Origin of the sequence: Dorea sp. Marseille-P4042 (assembly GCF_900290215.1) — a bacterium.
GTDB classification, from domain to species: Bacteria; Bacillota; Clostridia; order Lachnospirales; family Lachnospiraceae; genus Dorea; species Dorea formicigenerans.
On sequence record NZ_OLMI01000002.1, the window covers coordinates 819,969 to 841,934 of the forward strand.

Genomic DNA, 21,966 nt, shown 5'->3' on the forward strand with positions numbered 1-21,966 from the left:
TTTCAGCCGTTACACAAGATTCATAGCCTGGTTTACATTTTCTACTCCTAGTATCTCTATTCCTTCCATCTTTCCAATCGTCTTCATGGAAACTGCAGGGACAATACATCTTTTAAATCCCAGTTTTTTTGCTTCTGATACTCTCTGTTCCGGCATGGTCACGGCCCGCACCTCTCCACTTAATCCTACTTCGCCAAACACGATGGTATCCTCATCAATTGGGCGATTTTTATAGCTTGATGCAATCGCCATCACAATTCCTAAGTCTGCTGCCGGCTCATTCAGCCGGATTCCTCCTGCAATATTCACATATGCATCATACGCGGAAAGCGGCATTCCCATACGTTTTTCCAGAACTGCCATCAGAAGATTGACTCGGTTATAATCAAGCCCTGCTGCCGTACGTCTCGGCATTCCAAAGTTCGTCTTACATACAAGTGCCTGAATCTCCATGAGCATCGGTCTTGTTCCTTCCATTGCACATGCCACAACAGAACCCGATGCATTTTCCGGTTTCCCTGATAACATATACTCGGACGGATTCTCTACCTCCACCAAGCCCCCTTTTTGCATCTCAAACACGCCGATCTCATTCGTAGATCCAAAACGATTCTTCACCCCACGCAGAATCCGGTAAGATGCATGTCTGTCTCCTTCAAAATATAACACCGTATCCACCATATGTTCCAATACGCGTGGGCCTGCAACTGTGCCTTCTTTTGTCACATGTCCTACAATAAATATGGAAATATTAAGTCCTTTTGCAAGTTGCATAAATACATTGGTCGATTCACGCACCTGAGACACGCTTCCCGGTGCCGACGCGACCTCTTCGTTATACATCGTCTGGATTGAGTCGATCACGACCATATCTGGATGCTGTTCTTCTATCACATGACGTATCATTCCAAGATTCGTTTCGCACAGCAGAAACAAACTCTCAGAAAATGTTCCCATCCGATTCGCACGCAGTTTAATCTGCTTTAACGATTCTTCCCCGGAAATATATAATATCTTACGGCTTTGTCCTGATAACTTCTGACATACCTGCAGGAGAAGTGTTGATTTACCGATTCCCGGATCACCTCCCACCAGCACAAGCGATCCAGGCACGATTCCACCACCAAGCACTCGGTCAAGTTCCAGAATCCCCGTCTGCATCCGCTCATCGTCATCAGTCGTAATACTGGAAAGTGTCACTACCTTCGCGTCTTTCGCATTCCTTACCTGCTGCACTGCAGCCGTACTTCCTCTTGTTACTGAAACTTTCTCTTCTACAAATGTATTCCATTCCTTGCACATCGGGCACTGCCCAAGCCATTTGCTTTCTTCATGTCCACAGTTCTGACAGAAAAATATACTTTTTTTACCTTTTGCCATGTACGATTCCCTTATATCTTTTTTATATTTCTACTTATAAATCCACTCTTAACCCTTGATTTATCATTTCTTTTTTATTTCCATTTTACCAGAAAGGGGAAGCTACGCCTCTGCGAGCTTCCCCCGATGTTCTGCGTATTTACTTCTTGATAATCTTGATCTCAATCTCTTTATTCGGATCAAGTTCTGCGCTCACGCTCAGTTTTCCGCTTAAGTTCGTTGTCATATCGCCGACATTCACATCGTCCATATACACAACATATTCGCTGTCTGCTTCCAGCTCCAGTGTAATCTGCGCATCCTCAGTACCGGATACTTTAAAAGAAACCTCTCTCTCAGAAGCTTTAAAATCTTCTACTGCTGTTCCCGGAACGGATTCGTATACGAACATACCATTCTTTTCCAACTTTGTAATCTCAGAGAATGTCTTTACCTTATACACATCTCCTTGGAATTCAAATCCGTCCAGTTTTGTCTTGCTGCTCAGAGTATAGTCTCCAAAACCAAGTGCTCCGTCTGCTTCAGCTCTTAATAGCTCTTTCACTGCTGCCATTAGCTCTTTCCTCCTAAGGTTCATTTGTATTAATTATTATATATCAATTTATTTTTATTTGGTAGTCTTGACCTCAAATTTTATTTCTTTTTTCGATACGCCGGCAACGACTTCCTGACCATGCTTAATCTCACCTGCGAGAATTGCCTCGGCCAGACTGTCTTCCAGTTCACTTTGTACTGCACGTCGTAACGGTCTTGCTCCATATTTCTTATCGGTTCCTTTTTCCATAATCAGCTTTTTCACAGAATCACGCACCGTCAAATGAATATCCAGCTGTTCTTTTGCACGCTTGACCACCTCCTGGCACATCATTCCCGTAATCTTTTTAAGTTCCGGTTCACCTAGCGGATGGAATACAAGGATCTCGTCAATTCGATTCAGGAATTCTGGACGGAAGACAAGCTTGATCTCATTCATAACATTCATCTTCATGCGCTTGTAATCTTCCTCTTGATTCTCCTTATTGCCAAATCCTAGCCTTTTGGGATCAATAATCGCCTGTGCGCCTGCATTCGACGTCATAATAATGACCGTATTCCGGAAATCAACTTTTCTACCCTGAGAATCTGTAATATGTCCATCATCTAATACCTGCAGTAAAATGTTAAATACATCCGGATGAGCTTTTTCAATCTCATCAAAAAGGATTACTGAATACGGATGTCTTCGCACCTGTTCGCTTAACTGTCCACCTTCCTCGTGGCCAACATATCCCGGAGGCGAACCGATCATCTTTGCCACACTGTGCTGTTCCATATATTCGGACATATCAACACGAATCATGGCATTCTCATCATGGAATAATGCTTCTGATAATGCCTTTGACAATTCCGTCTTACCAACTCCGGTCGGTCCAAGGAATAAAAATGAGCCAATCGGGCGCTTTGGATCTTTTAGTCCCACACGCCCCCTTCGTACAGCTTTCGCCACAGCCGTAACAGCTTCTTCCTGTCCAACCACTCTCTTGTGAAGCGTCTGCTCTAACTTTTGCAAGCGCGCACCTTCAGATTCCTGAAGCTTCTGCACCGGAATCTTCGTCCAGTCAGATACGACCGCTGCCACTTCCTCTTCTGTTACAAGTGGTTTTCTGCCCGCCTGCTTTTTCTGAAAACGCTTCTTCGTCTGCATAATCTTTTTCTGAGCATCTTCTTTCTCTGCCCGGATCTTGGAAGCCTCCACAAGATCACCTGCAAGAATTGCCTCTTCCATCTTTGCTTCGTAATTACCAAGAACCTTTTCCAGTTCATAGATATGCTCCGGTGTCTTGAATCCACTAAGACTCACTTTCGCACATGCTTCATCAATCACATCAATTGCCTTATCCGGAAGAAAACGGTCACTGATGTAACGTGCAGAAAGTGTAACTGCCGCCTGAAGAGCTTCATCTGTAATCTGTACATGATGATGCGTCTCATAACGTTCCCGCAGTCCTTTTAATATTTTTTCACACTGCTTCTCATCTGGTTCTTCCACTGTAATTGGCTGGAATCTTCGTTCTAGTGCCGCATCTTTCTCAATGTATTTTCGATATTCCGCAATCGTTGTTGCTCCGATCAATTGAAGTTCTCCTCTTGCAAGAGACGGTTTCAGAATATTAGATGCATCCATTGCGCCTTCCGCACCGCCTGCGCCGACGATTGTATGCACTTCATCCAGGAATAAAATAACATTTCCCGCCGACTTTACTTCCTGCAAAAGTCTCTTCATACGTTCTTCAAATTCACCACGGTATTTTGTACCTGCAATCATACTTGCAAGATCTAACGTATAGACCCGCTTGTCACGCATTCCTTCCGGTACAATGCCACTTGCAATCTGTGCGGCAAGTCCTTCTACCACTGCTGTCTTACCGACTCCCGGCTCTCCCACCAGACACGGATTGTTCTTCGTTCTTCTGCCAAGCACCTGCATCAGGCGGTGAATCTCTGCTTTTCTTCCAATGACCGGATCAAGCTTTCCTTCTTCTGCCTGCATAGTCAAATCTGTGCCATACTGGTCTAAAATCCCATCTTTTCTTTGATATGTCTCTTGAAGCTCCTCTTGATATTCCTTGATATCCACGCCGAGAACTTCCAGCGTATCCTGCACGATTTTCTGTATATTTACATTGAGTGTCAGTAGTATTCTGGTTGCAACACTGTCCGGTTCCCGAAGGATTGCAAGGAGCATATGCTCTGTTCCAATTGCCTCTGATTGAAAACGAATTGCCTCTTCCTTGCTTTCCTCCAGAGTATATTCAAGTCTCGGACTTCTCTTTGGCTTTTCCTGAAAAGTCACTTCTCCGACCGGTGAGATCAGCTCATCTACAATCTTATATAAATTTGCTTCTTCTACACCATTCGCTGACAATATCTGTCCCGCCACACCTGTACATACCCGCATAAATGCAAGCAGCAGGTGTTCTGTTCCTACATATGGATGATCCAGTTCTCTGGCAATCTTTTCCGCTTTTTTCAGCACTTCTTTTGCTGGTTCTGTATAATTCATGCTGTCTGTTATTCCTTTCCACCATATTCATCAAATAATTCATCCACCATCTCGTGAACTTCTTCTCTACTGACATTTTTAAGACTTCCCTTAGCCAGCGCGATTCTTAGCGCACGCTTTACTTCTGCATAAGCCTTTGCCTTATCTGCATCAATTGCAATCACAGCGCCACGTCTGCGGTCAAGCTGGATAAATCCTTCCTGCTTCAATATGGAATATGCTTTGTTCACTGTATGCATATTGATGCCTACCGTATCCGCAAGCTGACGGACAGATGGAAGTGATTCTCCTTCTTGGATTGTCGCAGTCGCAATTCCCATAATAATCTGATTCTGTAATTGCACATACAGTGCCTCATCACTGTTAAAATCGATCTCTATCAGCATCGTATCACCCTCGTTATCTCTTTTGTTCTATCCTTACGGATGATTTCATGAACAGATTAAGTTTTCTGTTATACATCTAATATAACATACAAAAAAGGAGCTTACAACAAAAATGTAAAACTCCTTTTATCTAGACGTTTTTAGTTCTTCTTGCCTTTCTTTACAGCTCCAAGTGCCGCACCGATTGCTCCTGCATAACGGCTCTGTGGATCTGTCTTAACTTCCATGCCAAGTTCCTTTGTCAGCGCTTCACTGATATAGCTGCACTCGCAAAGACCACCAGTCAGGCAAAGCATCGGACGGTCTTCACTCATACGATTTGCCTGGGCAGCAACCTTTCGTACGATAGAATCAACCACTGCAAATGCGATATTTTCCTTCTTCTCTCCCTGACCAATGAGACTTATGACCTCAGACTCTGCAAATACCGTACACATAGAACTGATCGTTACACCTGAGCCTTCTCTTGCAAGCTCACACATCTCATTTGGACGCATGGACAATGTATTTGCCATAATTTCCAGAAATCTTCCTGTTCCGGCAGAACATTTATCATTCATCATGAAATCTTTTACAAATCCCTGTTCTACACAGATAATCTTTGTATCCTGACCACCGATATCAATGATTGTCATATCTTTATTATCAAAAATCCAGACAGCCCCCATAGCGTGACAGGTAATTTCTGTAATCATCTTATCTGCATATGGCACAGACACACGGCCATATCCAGTAGCAACACATACATTTTCTGCAGGATCCGCATCATTTTCCACAAGCTTCTTACGAATCTCTTCTGCCGTATCCACACTGCTCCATCCTGTCGGCTGCACAAACTCAAGAACAATTTCTTTGTTCTCGTTCATAACAACAGTCTTGGCACAAGTAGATCCAATATCAATTCCTATAAACTTCATATCTTAGCTTTCCCTCTCATGAATTTACACAACATGAATTTCAAAATTCATTTTAAAATAGTCTGTAACCGGCAATCTTACAACATTTCAATAAATGCTGCAATCCTTGTATTAAGCTGGCCGACATCTGCCTGAGAATAATCTGTCTCCACATTAATGTATGGAATTCCTTTTTCCTCATTTACAAACTTGCGGATTGCACGAGTCTCAACGTTATATGTATGACAGGCCTGAAGTGTCATCTCAAGAACTCCGTCAACCTGATACTCGTCAATCAGACGTCCCATAAGATCAAAACGATTCGGGTTTGGTGTCATAACTGAACAACCGATTGCCAGATATCTCTCTGCAATTGCCTGGTAAATATCCTCAGCGTTCTCATCAACAAGGCGATCGATGGATTTAGCTCCAGTACAGTTTTCATAAGTTACGACAACACCACCATTATCCTCAACAGCACGGATTACTTTCTCAGTTGCTCCTCCGATTGGGCATCCTGTGATCAGAATTCTTGGTTTCTTCTCCAGCATCTTTCCAGATGCATACTCTGCCTCAATCTTGTCAACAAGGGCATTCACTTCTCCGGCAATCTCAGAACGATTTAATTTAAATGTACTTCCGTACAGAACCTTGAACAGATCATGTCCACTGATCGGAGCCGGATCATGCTGCATAACTTCATAAAGACGCTTCAGTGCTTTTCTTGCTTCATTCTCAATTTTAACAGCTTTTCTTACATCTTCATCTGTAATCGTTACTTCAAATCTTTTCTCAAGATATTCTTTAAAACGGATAATCTCTTTCTTCCAAAGTTTCAGCGCTTCCGGTCCCTGAGTATTTGGCAGTTCCATTACAAACACATCTTTGAATTCGCTCATATACTCATACATTTTTTTCTTTCCATCACATGTTGTCTCCCCAACAACTACATCTGAGAAATAGAAAAATGGACATTTATCTGTCTTTGCAAATCCGTAACTGGATTTGATCAATGGACACAAGTTCTTCGGAAGATCTTTTTCTGCCTCCGGGATTGTCTCGTCAGATGTGGAGCAAAGGCTGACTGTTGCAGCTCCCATAGCCATAGCAATCTCTTTTGGGAAATATGTACAATATGCTCCTACTACCGGTATTCCCTTGTCTTTCAGCTCTTTCATCATAAGAAACGATTTCTGTCTCTGCTCAGCAAATTCTTCAAAAACCTCTGGCAAATCTTTAATAATCTCCATATTCTTTCACCTCATCAAATTTATTCGTATCTATAAACGGACACAATTAACCATTCTGTTTAAAATTTTAGACTTTTATAGCACAATATGCAAATTGATTTTTCCTACAATTGCATTGCATTTATAGATTGTTTCTATTATTCATCACTGTTTTTCATTCTTTCTATTTCCATGGCAACCAAAAGTTTTTCGCACTCTGCCCCGTCGCGGTTGTCCAGATCCAGCATATCATTTAACCGAGTCAGACGCGGAAGTAGCGTATTCCTGTGAATCTTTAGTTTTGCCGCTGTCTGAGACACATTTCTTTTCATTCTCAGATACCAGTAGAGTGTCTCATACAGATTTCTTCCTGTCTCTTCATCTTCACATCTGATCTGCTCCAGCTCTTTTAACTTAAATCCATTTTTGCCAACTTTCCGGCTGATGTAAGAAATAGCCAGTTCATGATAATATTGCTCTATCAAATACAAATGTTTCCCCGGTGCACGGTTCCTTGCAAGTTCAAACACTTCCTGCTGCAACCTTTTATTTTCACTTAAGTTTTGCTCGGCTTTAACACCATTTCCAATCAGTATCTTTCCATCACAATCATATATGAATTCTTTACACAACCGGATTAGCAAGGTTCGATCCTCTTTACCTCGTATATTAGTTATTAAGATACTATTGTCTTTCTGCTTTTCAACAACAGGAGAAAACTCTTTAGTTTCTTCAAGTTTTCCTGCAAGTCTTGCTGCAAGAGAAGTATCGGTCGCCAATATCCACAAATAGTCCGACTGACGTTTTTGATCGTTCCCTGTATTTTTTCTGTTCTTCTGATACATGACAATGCTCTTTGCAAGAATATCTGCAAGCTCCTGCACTTGTATCTTTCGCTGATCATCAAGAATCACTGCTTCAATCCGAACATCATCCAAACATTCATGTACTATACATTGCGCATCTGCTGTGACCTGTTCTTTTCCAACTTCATACAGAACTTCCTGATTTCTCTTTGAAAATCTGACTGGAACTCCCGTATAATCCCATACATTTTGCAAAATCTCTTCAAAACATTTTCCACCTGAAATGCCTGATACGATCAGTTTATAGCAACAATTCATATCCAGTTCTTTCTTGCCACTTTTATCTGCCTGAATCATCTCAATAAAAGCAGCAAGTCTCGTAGATATCTGTCCTTTATCTGCCGACGAGTAATCTGTATCAATAGAAATGTATGGGAGATTCTTTTCTTCATTTACAAACTTTCGGATATAAATAGCTTCCGCACCTGTCGCATGGCAGCCTGACAGAATCATTTCCACAACTCCATCTACATGATATTCCTCAATAATTCGTCCGATTAATTCAATTCGATTGTCGTTCGGCGTCATAATAGAACAACCTGTAGATAAATATCTTTTCGCTATTGCCCCATAAATGTCTTCCTGAGTCTCATCCACCATCTGGTCAAGCGTCTTTACACCACTGCAGTTTTCTACCGCAACAACTACTCCTCCATTTTCTTCGATTCCTTCCAGAATCTTCATCGTATCTCCACCTATTGGACAGCCTGTCACCAAAATTCTCGGTCTGCTCTCAAGATGTTTTCCCTGATGATATTCTTCCAATATCTTTTCTGTGACAGCATCCACCAGCTCCGGTGTCGTCTTAAAATCAAAGCGATACTTAGATCCATTGATCATCTTCTGGATATCCGTACCAAAAACCGGTGCCGGATCAAGCTTCATCACTTCACATAATTCCTTTAGGGATCTGCGAATCTCATTACTCAGATGCACTGCATGATGAATCATCTCATCCGTAATAATAACGTGGAAAAATTCTTCAAAGTATTCCTTTGTCCTTATGACTTCCCGTCTCCAAAATTCCAGCCCTTTCTCAGACTGACTGTTTGGAAGTTCCATAACAAACACCGGCTTAAATTCAGCCATCAGTTCATACATTTTTTTCTTTCCATCACAAGTTGTCTCACCAATCACAAGATCTGCAAAATGGAAAAATGGACATTTATCCTCGATTGCAAAACCATAACTCGATTTTACAAGTGGACACATGCTCTTAGGAAGTTCACGCTCTGCTGCCGTAACTGTCTCATTCGAAAAAGAGCATAATCCGACTGGGATTGCACCTACTGCCATTGCAAGCTCTGTTGGAAAATATGCGCAATACATTCCAACAACAGGTACACCTTTGTCTTTATACTCTTTTACCTCTAAAAAGGCTTCTCGCCTCTTTTCTCCAAACTCTTCAAATATCTCTGGTAAATCCTGTACAAGTTTCATGCTCTAGTCCTCTGAAGATTTCGACAGGTCATACATAATCATAAATGCCAAAAGTTCTCTCGAAATCTCATTATTGTTAATATCTAATTCCAGACAATCTTTTATTTGCTTTAATCGATACACTAATGTATTTCTGTGGACATGAAGTTTTTCCGCTGCCATTGTCACATTGTTTTCGCATAATAAATACATTTTCAATGTATCATAAAGCTCTGTGTGATTTTTTTTATCTTCCTTTATCAAGTTCAAAATCGAATAGTCACTCAGTCCTGCCTCTTCGATTAAAGGCAATGTATAAGAAAAAATCCCCTGAAGATACCAGTCCTTTTCTCTTTTAACCCCTCTGCCATCACATATCTTCGGAATCCGTTCCATCTGTTTTAGCAAATCTCTTTTTGTTCTACAGTCATTGATATCTTCAAATGTCTCACTCATATAGCAGTTCAGATTTTCTTTCTGCACCATTTGATAAATCTTTTTCGCAGTCTGATCAGAAACCTGATATAAAACAACCGTCAGGGAGTGTTTCTCTTCATACAAGTAAAAATGCTCCCAGATTCTTCCCAGTTTTGCTGCCTCCACCGCCATATCAGAAAAATCATCGGTAAACAAAGCCATCAAATAATTTCCTTTTAATGTATGACTCTGCTCCGATTCCACAAAATGCTGTCCTTCAAAAATCATCCAACCGATAATATAGTCTTTGAGCGAAAGATTTAAATACGTATTCTTCTGCTTCTCTTCAAAATATTGTCTTGCTGTTTCCGTCAGAATTGTTCCTAATTCTTCAAAAAACGTCCGAAACTCTTCATTACTATAGTGAATGATGATATATCCAATATTTTTCTTCTTATCCTTCACCGCAGCAACCGTCTGGAACTCTCCATTCGGTGACACTCCCTCAAAGAAATAAGGATAATCTTCCAATGTTACATGCTCTTCTATAATCGAACGCATGCTCTGGTCTTTTCCCGAGCAGGCATAAGCCAGAATTTCTCCGGACTCCGACACAAAAAATATCCCGGCATGAGTATATTCATATACCTTGTTTGCTATATATCCCAATACATCATCCTCGAGCATTGATTCAAATATAAATTTATAACAGACATCAATTTCAAACATATCCACACTCTCCAATATGGATATTATTTATCAAGATGAATTGTCTGTCAAATAGATTTCTTTTGAAAGATATATTGCTTTTATCAATAAGCTTATTCGATCGTTGTCACCTTTCCATTTGTGAAACAATAATCTGTCAATTCATTTCCAATACCAGGAAGATCCGGAACTGTAATATATCCATCAACTGGCTGATAATCATATTTACATAATTTTTTATTATAATCATATCGATTATACACATGATGTTCATGTATCGTAAAGTTTGGAATTGCTGCTTCTAACTGTAAAGCAACTGCTGTTGACAATGGGCTTGCACACACATGTGCCTGTACTCCTACATCATAAATGTGAGCTAAATCGCATATTTTTTTTGCTTCCGTTAATCCTCCACAGTTACCGATATCTGGCTGAATCAACTGAATGGAACCATCTTCAAAATATGGTGCATATCCCCATCTTGAATAAATTCTTTCTCCCTGAGCAATTGGGATATTTAATTTATCACAGACAAATTTATTCATCTTCGGATTTGGTGTAGTTGGTTCTTCAAAAAACAATATATTATATTTTTTCGCCTGCTCTCCCAGTTGCACTGCGACCTGCGCATCTATATAGGAATGATTTTCCATAATAATATCTACATCCGGTCCAACTGCCTCTCTGACAGCTGCAAGGCGGTCAATTACAACATGGACATGATATGGATCAAGCACTCTTGTTGTCTCCTCAGAGCTATAGCGGTATCCTTTCGGATCGAATGTAAAAAAGTCAATTTTTATAGCATCATAGCCTTCCGAAACAGCTTTTTTTGCATTTGCAACATAATCTTCAATCTGATATGCCGGTGTTTTTCTTTCTCCCCAGCCAAATTGGAGCTGACTTGCATAACAGCGAAGCTTATCTCTCATTTTCCCGCCAAGCAACTGATATACTGGAACATTAAAATATTTTCCTTTTATGTCCCATAACGCAATATCTAATGCAGAAATTCCTGCAAATACAATCGGTCCCCCATTTTGTGCCCAGAAAGTCGATTTATATAATTTTTCCCAAATAACTTCTGTATCCAACGGGTTCATACCAATTATCAATTTTGCCAGATCCTGAATCATTCCATATGCCGCTGTAGATCCAACACCATATGCAATTGCAGCTTCCCCATCTCCATATAATCCTGTATCTGTATAAACGCGACACACTATCGGACGCCATCCCGGCTGATCAGCCGGTTTATCCTCAATCTGAATTGCATCTACTTTTGTAATCTTCATATTTATTTGCCTCCTCTGTCTTTCTGTTAATTAATTGTCCATCTTAAAATACGGTTTTTCATTTTTTCGAATATCTGCATAACAATAACCAGAACTACAACCATGAAAATGAAGCCACTCCACGCCTCACTGTAAAGTCCATATTCTGCAAATTTTTTTACATAAAATCCCATACCAAATTTTGCGCCATACATTTCAGCATATACAAGCACTACAAAGGATCCTCTAAGAGATGTAATAAACCCTGACATAATAGACGGCATTGCTGCAGGTAAGATTACCTGAAACATCTTTTCTACCGGATTTAACTCCAAAGTTTTTGCTTTATCAAGATAAACTTTGTCTATCGTCATAATTCCATTAATTGTAGCAAAAAATGTAGCCCAAATTGTATTGTAGACCACCAGGAACAAAGAAGCTATTCTAAAACTTGGAGCCATAAGCAGCGCAAATGGGGACATCAAAATAGATGGAATTACACTAATTGAGTAAACCACCGGATGAACCACTTTCCGAATTTTTTTACTCATCCCAAGAATAGTCCCACCAACTATCGCAATTACAACAGCAATAATAATAGCTGGAATCATTAATTGAAATGAATAAAACATATTCATAAATAATGTACCAATATTTTCTTTAAAAGATTTTGCAACTTTGCTTACCGCAGGGAAAAGATATCCACCAAAAAGCTGGTTATCTGCGATATACTTGTACCCAAAAAACATAGCCAGATAAATACAACCTGTTATCCAATAATCCTTTATAAATTTTAAAACTTTTCGCATAGATACCTCCGAACCATTACCTTCTTAAAAAACCCAATTTCGCAGTATAAAACGGCGGAATTGAGTTATTTGTTAATTATCTCTTATTACTGATCGTTTTCTTCAAAGAATTTAACTCTTCCATCATAGAAATCTGGATCTTCATCATGATATTCTGCTACACACTCATCAAGAGCTTCTTTGTAAAGTTCTGTGTTAATATGATCTTCAATGTTGATTTTGTCAGCATCTGCCTGATCAATGAATCCCATCTTAATCATAGCCTCCCATGTCTTAACTACAGAATTCTTACACGGATCTACACTGGAAACATAATTATCATTTAACAGATATGCTGCAACATAATCTTCTTCTGCACCGATTTCTTTTGCAAGAATTTTTACACACTCTTCTTTATTTGCAAGATACCACTGCTCAGCACGAATCAGAGATTTCAGAAGAAGTTTTACAGTTGTAGGATTCTTCTTTACAAAATCAGTATTCATGTTCATACGGCAGCATCCATAGTTTGGTACAAGATCATCTAACCATGCTTTAATCTCAATTTGATCATTATTACCTACTGCATATAACTGGTCTCCACTAAGTACTGCATAGTCAGCTTCTCCGGAAACTACTGCTGCAAGACGGTCACTGTTTGTACTATATGTAAGCCATTCAACATCATTATTAGGATCAATTCCTGCATCTAATAATGCCATACCTACTACCGGATGTACCCCTGCATATGCAAATTTAGAACCTTTCAGACTTGTAACATCTTTATACTGAGTATCTTTCTTTCCAATAATATACATACCTTTCAGCATATAGCCACCAACGATTGAAAAATCAGAACCTGTGGAGATAAACTGAAGCGGGTTATTTGTTCCCTGGTTAGATGTTACATCAACCTGTCTTGCCTGAAGTGCCTGAAGTGCTGCTGTTGAAGACTCAACTGGATCTTCAATTACATTGATTCCAACTTCATCAAAATATCCCTGCTGTTTTGCAATTGTAACAAGAATATTTCCACTATTTGCTCTTGCCCAGTGAATTGTATCCACTTCTGGAGTTTCTTTGTTGTCTGTGTTTTCTGTTTTTGTCTCTTCCTTTTTATCATCAGATGAATTTCCACCACATGCTGTAAGGCTGAAAGTCATTGCTGCTGCAAGAAGAAGTGAGATAATTCTCTTTTTCATTTGTTCTCTCCTTTTTAGTTAAATATTTTTATTTGCAAATAGATTTCTCTATTATTGCACGGTTTGTACATGTGCTTCCACATCTTGATTAATTTGACGAAGCAGTTCATTTCTAAGTTTAATTGACTCTGGATCTTCAAATCTGGAATCTCTCGTAGTACGTTTCTCATCTGGTATCTTTACATCAAAAATTATATTACTTGGTGATTGTCCAAGCACAATAATCCGATTAGCCAAAATCATTGCTTCATCTACATCGTGTGTTACAAAAAAGACCGTCTTTTTATCTTCCTGTTTTTCCCAAAGTTTTAATACCATATCCTGAAGCATGGAACGGGTTACGGCATCAAGTGCACCAAACGGTTCATCCATAAGAAGAATTGGTGGGTCAATTCCAAATGCACTGGCAATCGCACATCTTTGTTTCATGCCACCAGACAATTCTTTAGGGTATTTACGGTAAACTGATTCATCTAATCCTACCGCTTTTAATAGCTCAATCGTTCTTTCTTTCAGATGATTTTTATCCCAGTCCGGAAATTTCTTTTTTAATGCCAACGTTATATTGGCTCCGGCTGTTTTCCAAGGGAACAAGCCATAATCCTGAAATACTACTCCTCGATTCAAACTTGCACCATGTATTTTTTCTCCATCGACTAAAATTTCACCTGTTGTACAATCTTCCAACCCAGCAATCAGGCGCAACAAAGTACTCTTTCCACAACCAGATTGTCCAAGAATACAAACGAATTCTCCACCTTCTACATCCACATTAATGTCTTTCAAAACTAACTTATCACTGCCTGCATAAGAAAATGAAACATCATGAATTTTTATATCATGCATTTAGTTTTCTCCTTTTTCATTAAATTTCCGATAGGTACTTATAACATTTATGTCAATCAAAAATATTTTCCTACATCATGTCTATCACAGTTGTTTATTATAAATATGCTTTTTTTATTTTTCAGCGTTTAATTTCTACAATTCATATTTTCTTTTTGTACACATCGCACATTTTCTATAACTAATATCATTTTATTTGTTTTATCTATAATCAAACCACTATCTTATCGCATTTCCAAACCTATGTTTATATGCTCCCACAAAATCTCCTGCAACATTTTGTTGCATCTATTGCCCTCACTCTTTATCTGTGCTACACTACATCTACATCAAATTTCGGGCACGATATTTTCATTATGTTTCAACGCCCATGAAAATCCCCAGCCAGGATTTCATTTCTGAATTTCATTGCTTTTTCAGCAAAGAATTCACTCAGATTTTTGATGATGTTACTCATTCACCGCAACTTTAAGTGCCCCTGCACTTGCACAAGTTGCATGCACACCGGGCAAATGTTACGGTACTTCTGAATTTTTGACAAATCCCTTTTGTATAGAATTTATTTTCATTCAATTTCTATATTGTCTTTTTATACTTACAATGTTAAAATATATTCAGAAAGTTTTTAGTTTACATTTGCTCAGAGAGGAGCGCTATGGAAACTACCAACAAGACAACTGAACATGGGGTACACAATTCAAAGATTCATGACAATGCAGCCAAGATTGTATTCGGAGACTCGACACTCTGTGCCCAATTTCTAAAAGGATACACGGATATTCCTTTTTTCATGAACATAAAGCCAGAGGATATTGAAGACGTTTCTTCACATTTTATTCCTTTATTTCAGGAATCCCGTGATTCTGACATTGTGAAGAAGATTCAGCTTGAAAACACAGAGCTTTATCTGATTGCACTTATTGAACACCAATCAGAAGCAGATGCTGACATGTCTTTTAGATTGCTCAGATACATGGTTTATGTCTGGACTGATTACGCTGCCACACAGGAAAAGTTACATCCTGGAATTACGAAATCCAAAGATTTTTTATATCCGCCAATCCTGCCAATTATTTATTATGAAGGCACGGGACAATGGACTTCTGCATTACATTTTAAAGACCGGGTATTCATGAGTGATATCTTTGAAGAATTCATTCCAGATTATAAATATCTAATCGTTCCTTTGAATAAGTATTCCCAAGAAGATTTAATTGAAAAAGGTGATGAGCTCTCAGCTATTTTCATTCTTAACAAGCTCAAGAGTTCCTCTGATTTCAAGCATTTAAAAGAGATTCCAGAAGACTACTGGAACCAATTGACACAGAATACACCACCACACATTTTAGAGCTTATGGGCTCTGTATTTTCAGCATTTCTTCATACAATCAATGTCCCTGCTGAAGAAATCAATGACCTTACAGACCATATTACAAGGAGGCAGTTCCATATGATGTTTGATTCTTTTGAAGCATATGATGTACAGGAGACCCGGCGTATCAGCCGTGAAGAAGGGGAACGTGCTGGCCGTATTGAAGGCGAGCAGCTCTACTTAATCAAACAAGTTATTAAAAGGATAATCAAAAACTTTTCTGTTTCTCAGATAGCCGCCGATTTGCTGGAACCACTTGATACTATCCAGCCAATCTATGACCTTGCCATGAACCAGGCACCTGATTTTGATGCTGAGAAAATTTTAAAATTATTACATACAGGAAAAATATAATTTACTATCCATAGCAAAAGAGGATGCAGCACTCATTTTTTTGAATGCTACATCCTCTTTTAACCTCTTAAATTTCCTATATTTTAGTATTTCTTCTCTATTCCTGAAATGTCTTCAATGCATCGAGGGTTCTTTGAATCAGCTCGTCTAAAGTCCAGCCCAGCATATCTGCTCCTCTTTCAATTACTTTCCTGGAGCATCCTGCTGCAAAGTTCTTGCTCTTATACTTTTTCTTTACTGACTTAAGTTCCAGATCCTGCACACTCTTTGACGGGCGCATAAGCACTACAGCTCCAATAAGCCCTGTCAGTTCATCTACTGCATACAACACCTTCTCCATCTCATGCTCTGGTTGAATATCAACCGTAATTGCATATCCATGACTTGCCGTCGCATGAATAACACGTTCGTCGACTCCTCTCTCTCTCATAATTTCCTGAGATTTGATACAATGCTCTTCTGGATATTTTTCAAAATCCAGATCATGTAAAAGACCTACAATTCCCCAGAATTCTTCCTCTTCTCCATATCCTAGTTCTTTTGCAAAATAGCGCATCGTATTCTCTACTGTCTGTGCATGCTGCAAGTGAAATTCGTCTTGATTATATTCTGTTAATAGTTCCCAGGCTTCCGCTCTCGTCATATCAGGCATCTCCAATCTTTCATATACTTTCTTTTCCTATATGTTTTATATGATATATGCCTTTTTCTATATTGTCAACTAATTTTTCACGACGTTGGTATTCCGGTACACGGACAACAATATTCCCATATAAAAGTAAGTAATCATCATGGTCATATTTCCATGAGATAAAAATGGCATATAATTTCCGCTAATCGGATAAAGTCCTGCATTTACTCCAATATAGAACAGTGACTGTAAAATCAAAAATAATACACAGCCGATACTGATCATATATCCCAGGCGATTCTTCTGTTTTACCGCCATTCGGAGCAATAGTGCCATAAATACTGCAAATACTACAACCAGAAAGACTCCTTTTACATTTCCAAAATAATGGAACAGGTATGTCCAGATATAATCATTTCTTGCATAATTGTAAAGCGTGACAGCTTCTACTTCTGTGGCACCATTATATGGATCCGTTACTTCTATTTTCCCGGAAGACTGCGACTCATGCCATTTACTTGAATTGGGATCTTTTGCAGCATTTGCTACGTCTGCAACCGCACCTCTTGTATAATCCCAGTGTTCTCCGGTAATTAAAGCTTCCAGTCGATGTACTTGATAATCTGTAACGAAACGTCCATTACCCCCAAATGTTATTCCAGACATCAGTATCAGGCAGATTCCAATCACACCCCACATCCTGATCAAAAATTTCTTTTTATTTTCTCCAAACCAGCCCTTACAGATTGCCACATGCAGTAAGACCAGCCCTGTAATTCCGGTAACAACTGCAGATGACATAAATGGTATCATCAAATCGGTAAGTACTGATATTCCAAGACACACGGTACTAATGATCAGTCCTTTCGTTCCTTTTCTGCGGAAATGATAAATTGTCCCTGCGTAAAAGGGAATGACCAGATAGGACAATAACATCTGAACTATACTTCTGCCATTGACCATCGGTCCAATCCACATTGTTTCATCAAAAAAGATCTTACTAACTATAGAAAAGACTGCCGGTATCTGCATAACTACCCAAATTGGAAATGACCACTTTACTAATATAGAATAATCCAGATAACAGATTCCTAACATGACCGCTATTCCTATTAACATTGCACTCCAAATTCCACCATATAAAAAGTTATCTTTGAAAGCTTCCAGTGTACTCATATTCATTGTTGGAAAAGACGAAGTAACTACCGCCTGTAGGATCAGTCCCATAATACTAATAACTAAAATCGCCATCAGAACTGTCCATTCCATCTTCGGGCGGTGCACCCGGTCAAGCTTCACGCCTGCCTCCACCGGATCTCCCATCTCTACTACAGCCATCGACTCGGCTTCTTCTTCACCTAATCCATGAGCCATGAAATCCTGTTTCTGGTCTTCAATATGTGCCTCTACTTCCTCCGCAACCATGGTTCGCGCACGCTTTGTACGAATCTGTTCCGTCAAAGATTTCAAATATTCCTGTCTATCCAAAGCATACACCTCCCAGAACATTTCTCACTGCTCCGGCGTATTCTTTCCATTCTTTTTCCTTTACCCGGAGCTGCTTCTTTCCTTCTCTTGTTATGGAATAATACTTTCTTGTCTTTCCACCCGCTTCCTGCTCATAAGACTTTACAAACTCCTTTTCTTCCAGTCCATGAAGGAGCGGATATAATGTTCCTGCTTTTAACTCAAATACATTCTCTGACTTCTCCCTCAAAGTCTCAATCATTTCGTAACCATACATGTCTTTTTCTTCCAGAAGCTTAAGAATCAACATCATCGTGCTTCCGGACACCAAACTCTTATCTACTGCCATTTTATACCTCCCCTTTCTTTTGCAGTTCAGAATCTTGTTAAATTCAAGTCGAACGTCCGTGAGACTTGGCGCGTGATTCTGGTCAGAGAAGCTGACATATTCCTATCAGAATCACTGCGCACCTCCGCAATCCTGCCGGATGCTATATCGACGTCCGATATATCGGTTATCTATATATTATATCGACGCTCGATATATGTCAAGCATTTTCTGTAGATATGTGCAAAGATATGTGCAAAGATACATGCAAAGAAGCAGCCGTTTTCACGACTGCTCCTGAACTTCCATGTACGTCTGATGCCTAAATCAGAAAATCTTATTCAATGACGATTTCAAACTCGTCCCCAACTTCCTTTGATGTTGGTTTCTTTCCCTGACTCTTTGCATATTTTTCAACATTTTCTTTCTGTACCGGCTCACTTACCAATACTTTAATTGGACCTTTTTCGTTCTTCAGAGCCTCTGCTGTCAGCATGATCGGCTCTGGGCAGGAAAGTCCTCTTGCATCTACTTCTACCATATCTATATACTCCTTTCAGACATTATTTTCAGCTATTCTGTTGTAATTATTCATCTGAATTTCTTTCTGTTCTTATTTCTTAGCTGTCTCTCTCTTACATGTAAATGCTATGATGAACAGAACTACGATGCAAAGAATACATGCAACTTTTCCGTTAGTTGGAACTGCTCCGGCTACAACAGCTTTTGTCTCCGGGTTAAGTGCTGTTCCACTTGCTGCAAGTCCGAAGTTGTGGCAGATTGCTGCTCCTACGAACATTCCGATTACAGTGACTCCTGAATCAGAAGATCCCTGTCCTGCAAGGATTAACTGACGAAGCGGGCATCCACCTGCAAGAACTGCTGCAAATCCAACTGTATACATACCAAGGATATTCCACAAGTGTTCAGAATGTGCAATAACTCCTGGTGTGTTAAATCCTACTACAAATTTTCCTGTTGCAATATTGAAGATCAGCATTACAACGAAAAGTCCGCCAATAACAGATAATAAATCAAAGTTCTTCATAATAATGACATCACGGATTCCACCTGCAAAGCACATTCTTGATTTCTGAGCCATAGCTCCGAAGATCAGGCCTCCTACAAGAGACATAATGATTGGTGCGTGTAAGCTTCCCGGACCAGCCGCACTTGCTTTCAAAAGTGATGTGCATGTTGCAAGAATCAGAATTCCAACAACGATGACCGGAAGTACTGCTCCACTTGCTTTTGTTGTTGCCTGTGCTCTTCCAAGGCTGAATCCCTGTTTCAGAGCAAATACACCAGTTGCTACTCCAAGAATAAATCCGATAAGTGCTACCCATGCATTTAAATCACCAGCTGACATACGAAGTACCATACGAAGTGGGCATCCCAGGAATACGAGTGCTCCGATCATAATGATCACACCAAGTACAAAACGAATCATCGGTGAAGATCCACCTGTAGAGCGGAATTCTTTTGTCGCAATTGAAATAATAAATGCGCCAAGAACCAGACCGATAATCTCTGGTCTTGCATACATTACTGCTTCAGCCTGATGCATCCCCATTGCACCAGCTGTATCACGGATAAAACATGCGATACAGAATGCCATATTTGCCGGGTTACCAAAATATGCAAGACATGCTGCTACAAGTCCGCATATCACACCTGCCAACGCAAGTGTTTTCTTTGAGCCTGTTAAATTCATATTTTTTCCTCCTCCAATAACATAACTCTCGTCTTTATATTACAACTTCTATTTTAGTTTCTTTTTTTCGACACGTCCAATTGATAAATGCATTAAATCCCTTATATTTATTGTTAATATTTATACATATTACATATCATATTAGTATGATTAGTGCTTACATTTTCTTTATTTTTTCGATATTTGGTATTTTCTTCCAGTTTCTTTATTCATACAGCCATTCACACAGATCTCTAATTTTATACATTTCCGATGCATATTCTGCATATTAAAAAGATTTTTCCATTTTTTTCTTGCATATTTATGAATTTAGGTGTATAGTATGATTTGCGATTGCAAATAAGATATTTTCTTATTAAAATAGAAAGTAAATGATACATTAGGAGGATTTCGAAAATGAAAGAAAAAGTCGTATTAGCATATTCAGGCGGACTGGACACAACTGCTGTTATTCCGTGGTTAAAAGAGACATTTGGCTATGATGTAATCTGCTGCTGCATTAACTGTGGACAGGGCGAGGAGTTAGATGGTCTGGAAGAAAGAGCAAAGATGGCTGGTGCTTCCAAATTATACATCGAGGATATCATTGATGATTTCTGCGACAACTACATCATGCCTTGTGTAAAGGCTCATGCAGTATATGAGAATAAATATTTACTCGGAACAGCTATGGCTCGTCCGGCAATTGCTAAGAAATTAGTTGAAATTGCAAGAAAAGAAGGTGCTGTAGCAATCTGCCACGGTGCTACTGGTAAAGGAAATGACCAGATTCGTTTCGAGCTTGGTATCACAGCACTTGCTCCAGACATCAAGATCATTGCTCCTTGGAGAATGACAGATCTCTGGAAGATGGAATCCCGTGAGGATGAGATTGCTTACTGTAAAGCACATGGTATCGACCTTCCATTTGATGCCAGCCACAGCTACAGCCGTGACCGTAACTTATGGCACATCAGCCATGAAGGTCTTGAGCTTGAGGATCCTTCCTGCGAGCCAAACTATGAGCATCTGCTCGTACTTGGTGTTACACCAGAAAAAGCTCCAGATGCAGGTGAATATGTAACCATGACATTTGAAAAAGGTGTACCAACAAGTATAAACGGACAGCAGATGAAGGTATCTGAGATTATCATGAAGCTTAATGAACTCGGTGCCAAGCACGGAATCGGTATCTGCGACATCGTAGAGAACCGTGTTGTAGGTATGAAATCCCGTGGTGTATATGAGACACCTGGCGGAACAATCCTTTACGAGGCACATCAGCAGTTAGAGGAGTTAGTTCTTGACCGTGCTACTACAGAAGTTAAGAAAGATATGGGAAATAAACTTTCTCAGGTTGTTTATGAAGGAAAATGGTTTACACCACTTCGCGAGGCAATCCAGGCATTTGTCGAGTCAACTCAGGAGTACGTAACAGGAGAAGTGAAATTCAAACTTTACAAAGGTAACATCATCAAAGCCGGAACAACTTCACCGTACTCACTTTACAATGAGTCTCTTGCAAGCTTCACAACTGGTGACCTTTATGACCACCACGACGCTGACGGATTTATCAATCTGTTCGGTCTGCCGCTTAAGGTTCGCGCTATGAAGCTTCAGGAAGTAAAGAGCAATAAGAAATAATTCTATAAAATAAAATGTAGAAC

The 21,966-nt window shown here is 39.6% G+C and carries 19 protein-coding genes; 2 read left to right on the forward strand and 17 right to left on the reverse strand.

The features are described from left to right. Window positions 1-9: 9 nt before the first annotated feature. From radA to C7E02_RS09515, 12 genes are all read right to left on the reverse strand, one after another. Window positions 10-1,380, reverse strand: a complete 1,371-nt coding sequence (gene radA / locus C7E02_RS09460; protein ID WP_105309419.1) for a DNA repair protein RadA — start codon at window positions 1,378-1,380, stop codon at window positions 10-12. A 139-nt stretch (window positions 1,381-1,519) separates the two neighbouring features. Beyond that, a complete protein-coding gene (locus tag C7E02_RS09465; protein WP_005340894.1) occupies window positions 1,520-1,933 on the reverse strand; it encodes a hypothetical protein in 414 nt (137 codons plus the stop codon). Between the two features lie 54 nt (window positions 1,934-1,987). After that, on the reverse strand, window positions 1,988-4,423 hold the full coding sequence (locus C7E02_RS09470; protein ID WP_105309420.1) for an ATP-dependent Clp protease ATP-binding subunit: 2,436 nt from the start codon (window positions 4,421-4,423) through the stop codon (window positions 1,988-1,990). An 8-nt stretch (window positions 4,424-4,431) separates the two neighbouring features. Further along, window positions 4,432-4,809 (reverse strand): GntR family transcriptional regulator, encoded by a 378-nt coding sequence (locus C7E02_RS09475; protein ID WP_005330719.1) that lies wholly within the window; start codon window positions 4,807-4,809, stop codon window positions 4,432-4,434. A gap of 140 nt (window positions 4,810-4,949) precedes the next feature. Then, complete coding sequence (locus C7E02_RS09480; protein WP_005330717.1) at window positions 4,950-5,726, reverse strand: acyl-CoA dehydratase activase; 777 nt, start codon at window positions 5,724-5,726, stop codon at window positions 4,950-4,952. A gap of 77 nt (window positions 5,727-5,803) precedes the next feature. Beyond that, the gene (locus tag C7E02_RS09485) at window positions 5,804-6,955 is read right to left on the reverse strand and encodes a double-cubane-cluster-containing anaerobic reductase (protein ID WP_105309421.1); all 1,152 of its coding nucleotides are present in this window, start codon (window positions 6,953-6,955) and stop codon (window positions 5,804-5,806) included. Window positions 6,956-7,092: 137 nt separating this feature from the next. Then, window positions 7,093-9,240, reverse strand: a complete 2,148-nt coding sequence (locus C7E02_RS20240) for a double-cubane-cluster-containing anaerobic reductase (RefSeq protein ID WP_105309422.1) — start codon at window positions 9,238-9,240, stop codon at window positions 7,093-7,095. 3 nt (window positions 9,241-9,243) lie between these two features. Then, window positions 9,244-10,365, reverse strand: coding sequence for a helix-turn-helix domain-containing protein (locus tag C7E02_RS09495; protein WP_105309423.1), 1,122 nt, complete (start codon window positions 10,363-10,365; stop codon window positions 9,244-9,246). 92 nt (window positions 10,366-10,457) lie between these two features. Further along, window positions 10,458-11,639, reverse strand: a complete 1,182-nt coding sequence (locus C7E02_RS09500) for a mandelate racemase/muconate lactonizing enzyme family protein (RefSeq protein ID WP_105309424.1) — start codon at window positions 11,637-11,639, stop codon at window positions 10,458-10,460. Window positions 11,640-11,665: 26 nt separating this feature from the next. Then, window positions 11,666-12,427 (reverse strand): ABC transporter permease, encoded by a 762-nt coding sequence (locus tag C7E02_RS09505; RefSeq protein WP_105309425.1) that lies wholly within the window; start codon window positions 12,425-12,427, stop codon window positions 11,666-11,668. Between the two features lie 86 nt (window positions 12,428-12,513). Then, window positions 12,514-13,608: an ABC transporter substrate-binding protein gene (locus C7E02_RS09510; protein WP_105309426.1), complete on the reverse strand. Its 1,095-nt coding sequence runs from the start codon at window positions 13,606-13,608 to the stop codon at window positions 12,514-12,516. Window positions 13,609-13,659: 51 nt separating this feature from the next. Next, window positions 13,660-14,454 carry an ABC transporter ATP-binding protein gene (locus C7E02_RS09515; protein WP_005330702.1) on the reverse strand — a complete coding sequence of 265 codons (795 nt, stop codon included), beginning with the start codon at window positions 14,452-14,454 and terminating at the stop codon, window positions 13,660-13,662. A gap of 655 nt (window positions 14,455-15,109) precedes the next feature. Here C7E02_RS09515 and C7E02_RS09520 point away from each other — a divergent pair. Beyond that, window positions 15,110-16,180, forward strand: coding sequence for an Rpn family recombination-promoting nuclease/putative transposase (locus C7E02_RS09520; protein WP_105309427.1), 1,071 nt, complete (start codon window positions 15,110-15,112; stop codon window positions 16,178-16,180). 97 nt (window positions 16,181-16,277) lie between these two features. Here the strand turns inward: C7E02_RS09520 and C7E02_RS09525 are convergent, their stop codons facing one another. The 5 genes from C7E02_RS09525 to yedE form a co-directional block, all read right to left on the reverse strand. Then, a complete protein-coding gene (locus tag C7E02_RS09525) occupies window positions 16,278-16,823 on the reverse strand; it encodes a hypothetical protein (protein WP_005340907.1) in 546 nt (181 codons plus the stop codon). A 78-nt stretch (window positions 16,824-16,901) separates the two neighbouring features. Further along, the gene (locus C7E02_RS09530; RefSeq protein ID WP_242827116.1) at window positions 16,902-18,308 is read right to left on the reverse strand and encodes a permease prefix domain 1-containing protein; all 1,407 of its coding nucleotides are present in this window, start codon (window positions 18,306-18,308) and stop codon (window positions 16,902-16,904) included. Next, complete coding sequence (locus tag C7E02_RS09535) at window positions 18,292-18,627, reverse strand: PadR family transcriptional regulator (protein WP_005340909.1); 336 nt, start codon at window positions 18,625-18,627, stop codon at window positions 18,292-18,294. Before C7E02_RS09535 ends, C7E02_RS09530 begins: the two co-directional genes overlap by 17 nt. Window positions 18,628-18,943: 316 nt before the next feature. Next, entirely contained in the window at window positions 18,944-19,147 is a 204-nt protein-coding gene (locus tag C7E02_RS09540) for a sulfurtransferase TusA family protein (protein ID WP_005330688.1), read from the reverse strand. A 72-nt stretch (window positions 19,148-19,219) separates the two neighbouring features. Continuing rightward, window positions 19,220-20,320 carry a YedE family putative selenium transporter gene (yedE, locus tag C7E02_RS09545; RefSeq protein WP_005340910.1) on the reverse strand — a complete coding sequence of 367 codons (1,101 nt, stop codon included), beginning with the start codon at window positions 20,318-20,320 and terminating at the stop codon, window positions 19,220-19,222. 396 nt (window positions 20,321-20,716) lie between these two features. On the opposite strand from yedE, the gene C7E02_RS09550 reads away from it, so the two are divergent. Continuing rightward, complete coding sequence (locus C7E02_RS09550) at window positions 20,717-21,943, forward strand: argininosuccinate synthase (protein WP_005330680.1); 1,227 nt, start codon at window positions 20,717-20,719, stop codon at window positions 21,941-21,943. Window positions 21,944-21,966 lie beyond the last annotated feature (23 nt).

Bases quoted from the DNA above. Each gene is read 5' to 3' on its own strand.
- C7E02_RS09520 (WP_105309427.1), top strand. From the start codon at position 15,110: ATGGAAACTACCAACAAGACAACTGAACATGGGGTACACAATTCAAAG.
- C7E02_RS09480 (WP_005330717.1), bottom strand. From the start codon at position 5,726: ATGAAGTTTATAGGAATTGATATTGGATCTACTTGTGCCAAGACTGTT.
- C7E02_RS09525 (WP_005340907.1), bottom strand. From the start codon at position 16,823: ATGACGAGAGCGGAAGCCTGGGAACTATTAACAGAATATAATCAAGAC.
- C7E02_RS09515 (WP_005330702.1), bottom strand. From the start codon at position 14,454: ATGCATGATATAAAAATTCATGATGTTTCATTTTCTTATGCAGGCAGT.
- C7E02_RS09510 (WP_105309426.1), bottom strand. From the start codon at position 13,608: ATGAAAAAGAGAATTATCTCACTTCTTCTTGCAGCAGCAATGACTTTC.
- yedE (WP_005340910.1), bottom strand. From the start codon at position 20,320: ATGAATTTAACAGGCTCAAAGAAAACACTTGCGTTGGCAGGTGTGATA.
- C7E02_RS09550 (WP_005330680.1), top strand. From the start codon at position 20,717: ATGAAAGAAAAAGTCGTATTAGCATATTCAGGCGGACTGGACACAACT.
- C7E02_RS09465 (WP_005340894.1), bottom strand. From the start codon at position 1,933: ATGGCAGCAGTGAAAGAGCTATTAAGAGCTGAAGCAGACGGAGCACTT.
- C7E02_RS09495 (WP_105309423.1), bottom strand. From the start codon at position 10,365: ATGTTTGAAATTGATGTCTGTTATAAATTTATATTTGAATCAATGCTC.
- radA (WP_105309419.1), bottom strand. From the start codon at position 1,380: ATGGCAAAAGGTAAAAAAAGTATATTTTTCTGTCAGAACTGTGGACAT.
- C7E02_RS09535 (WP_005340909.1), bottom strand. From the start codon at position 18,627: ATGGCAGTAGATAAGAGTTTGGTGTCCGGAAGCACGATGATGTTGATT.
- C7E02_RS09485 (WP_105309421.1), bottom strand. From the start codon at position 6,955: ATGGAGATTATTAAAGATTTGCCAGAGGTTTTTGAAGAATTTGCTGAG.
- C7E02_RS09475 (WP_005330719.1), bottom strand. From the start codon at position 4,809: ATGCTGATAGAGATCGATTTTAACAGTGATGAGGCACTGTATGTGCAA.
- C7E02_RS09505 (WP_105309425.1), bottom strand. From the start codon at position 12,427: ATGCGAAAAGTTTTAAAATTTATAAAGGATTATTGGATAACAGGTTGT.
- C7E02_RS09500 (WP_105309424.1), bottom strand. From the start codon at position 11,639: ATGAAGATTACAAAAGTAGATGCAATTCAGATTGAGGATAAACCGGCT.
- C7E02_RS09540 (WP_005330688.1), bottom strand. From the start codon at position 19,147: ATGGTAGAAGTAGATGCAAGAGGACTTTCCTGCCCAGAGCCGATCATG.
- C7E02_RS09470 (WP_105309420.1), bottom strand. From the start codon at position 4,423: ATGAATTATACAGAACCAGCAAAAGAAGTGCTGAAAAAAGCGGAAAAG.
- C7E02_RS20240 (WP_105309422.1), bottom strand. From the start codon at position 9,240: ATGAAACTTGTACAGGATTTACCAGAGATATTTGAAGAGTTTGGAGAA.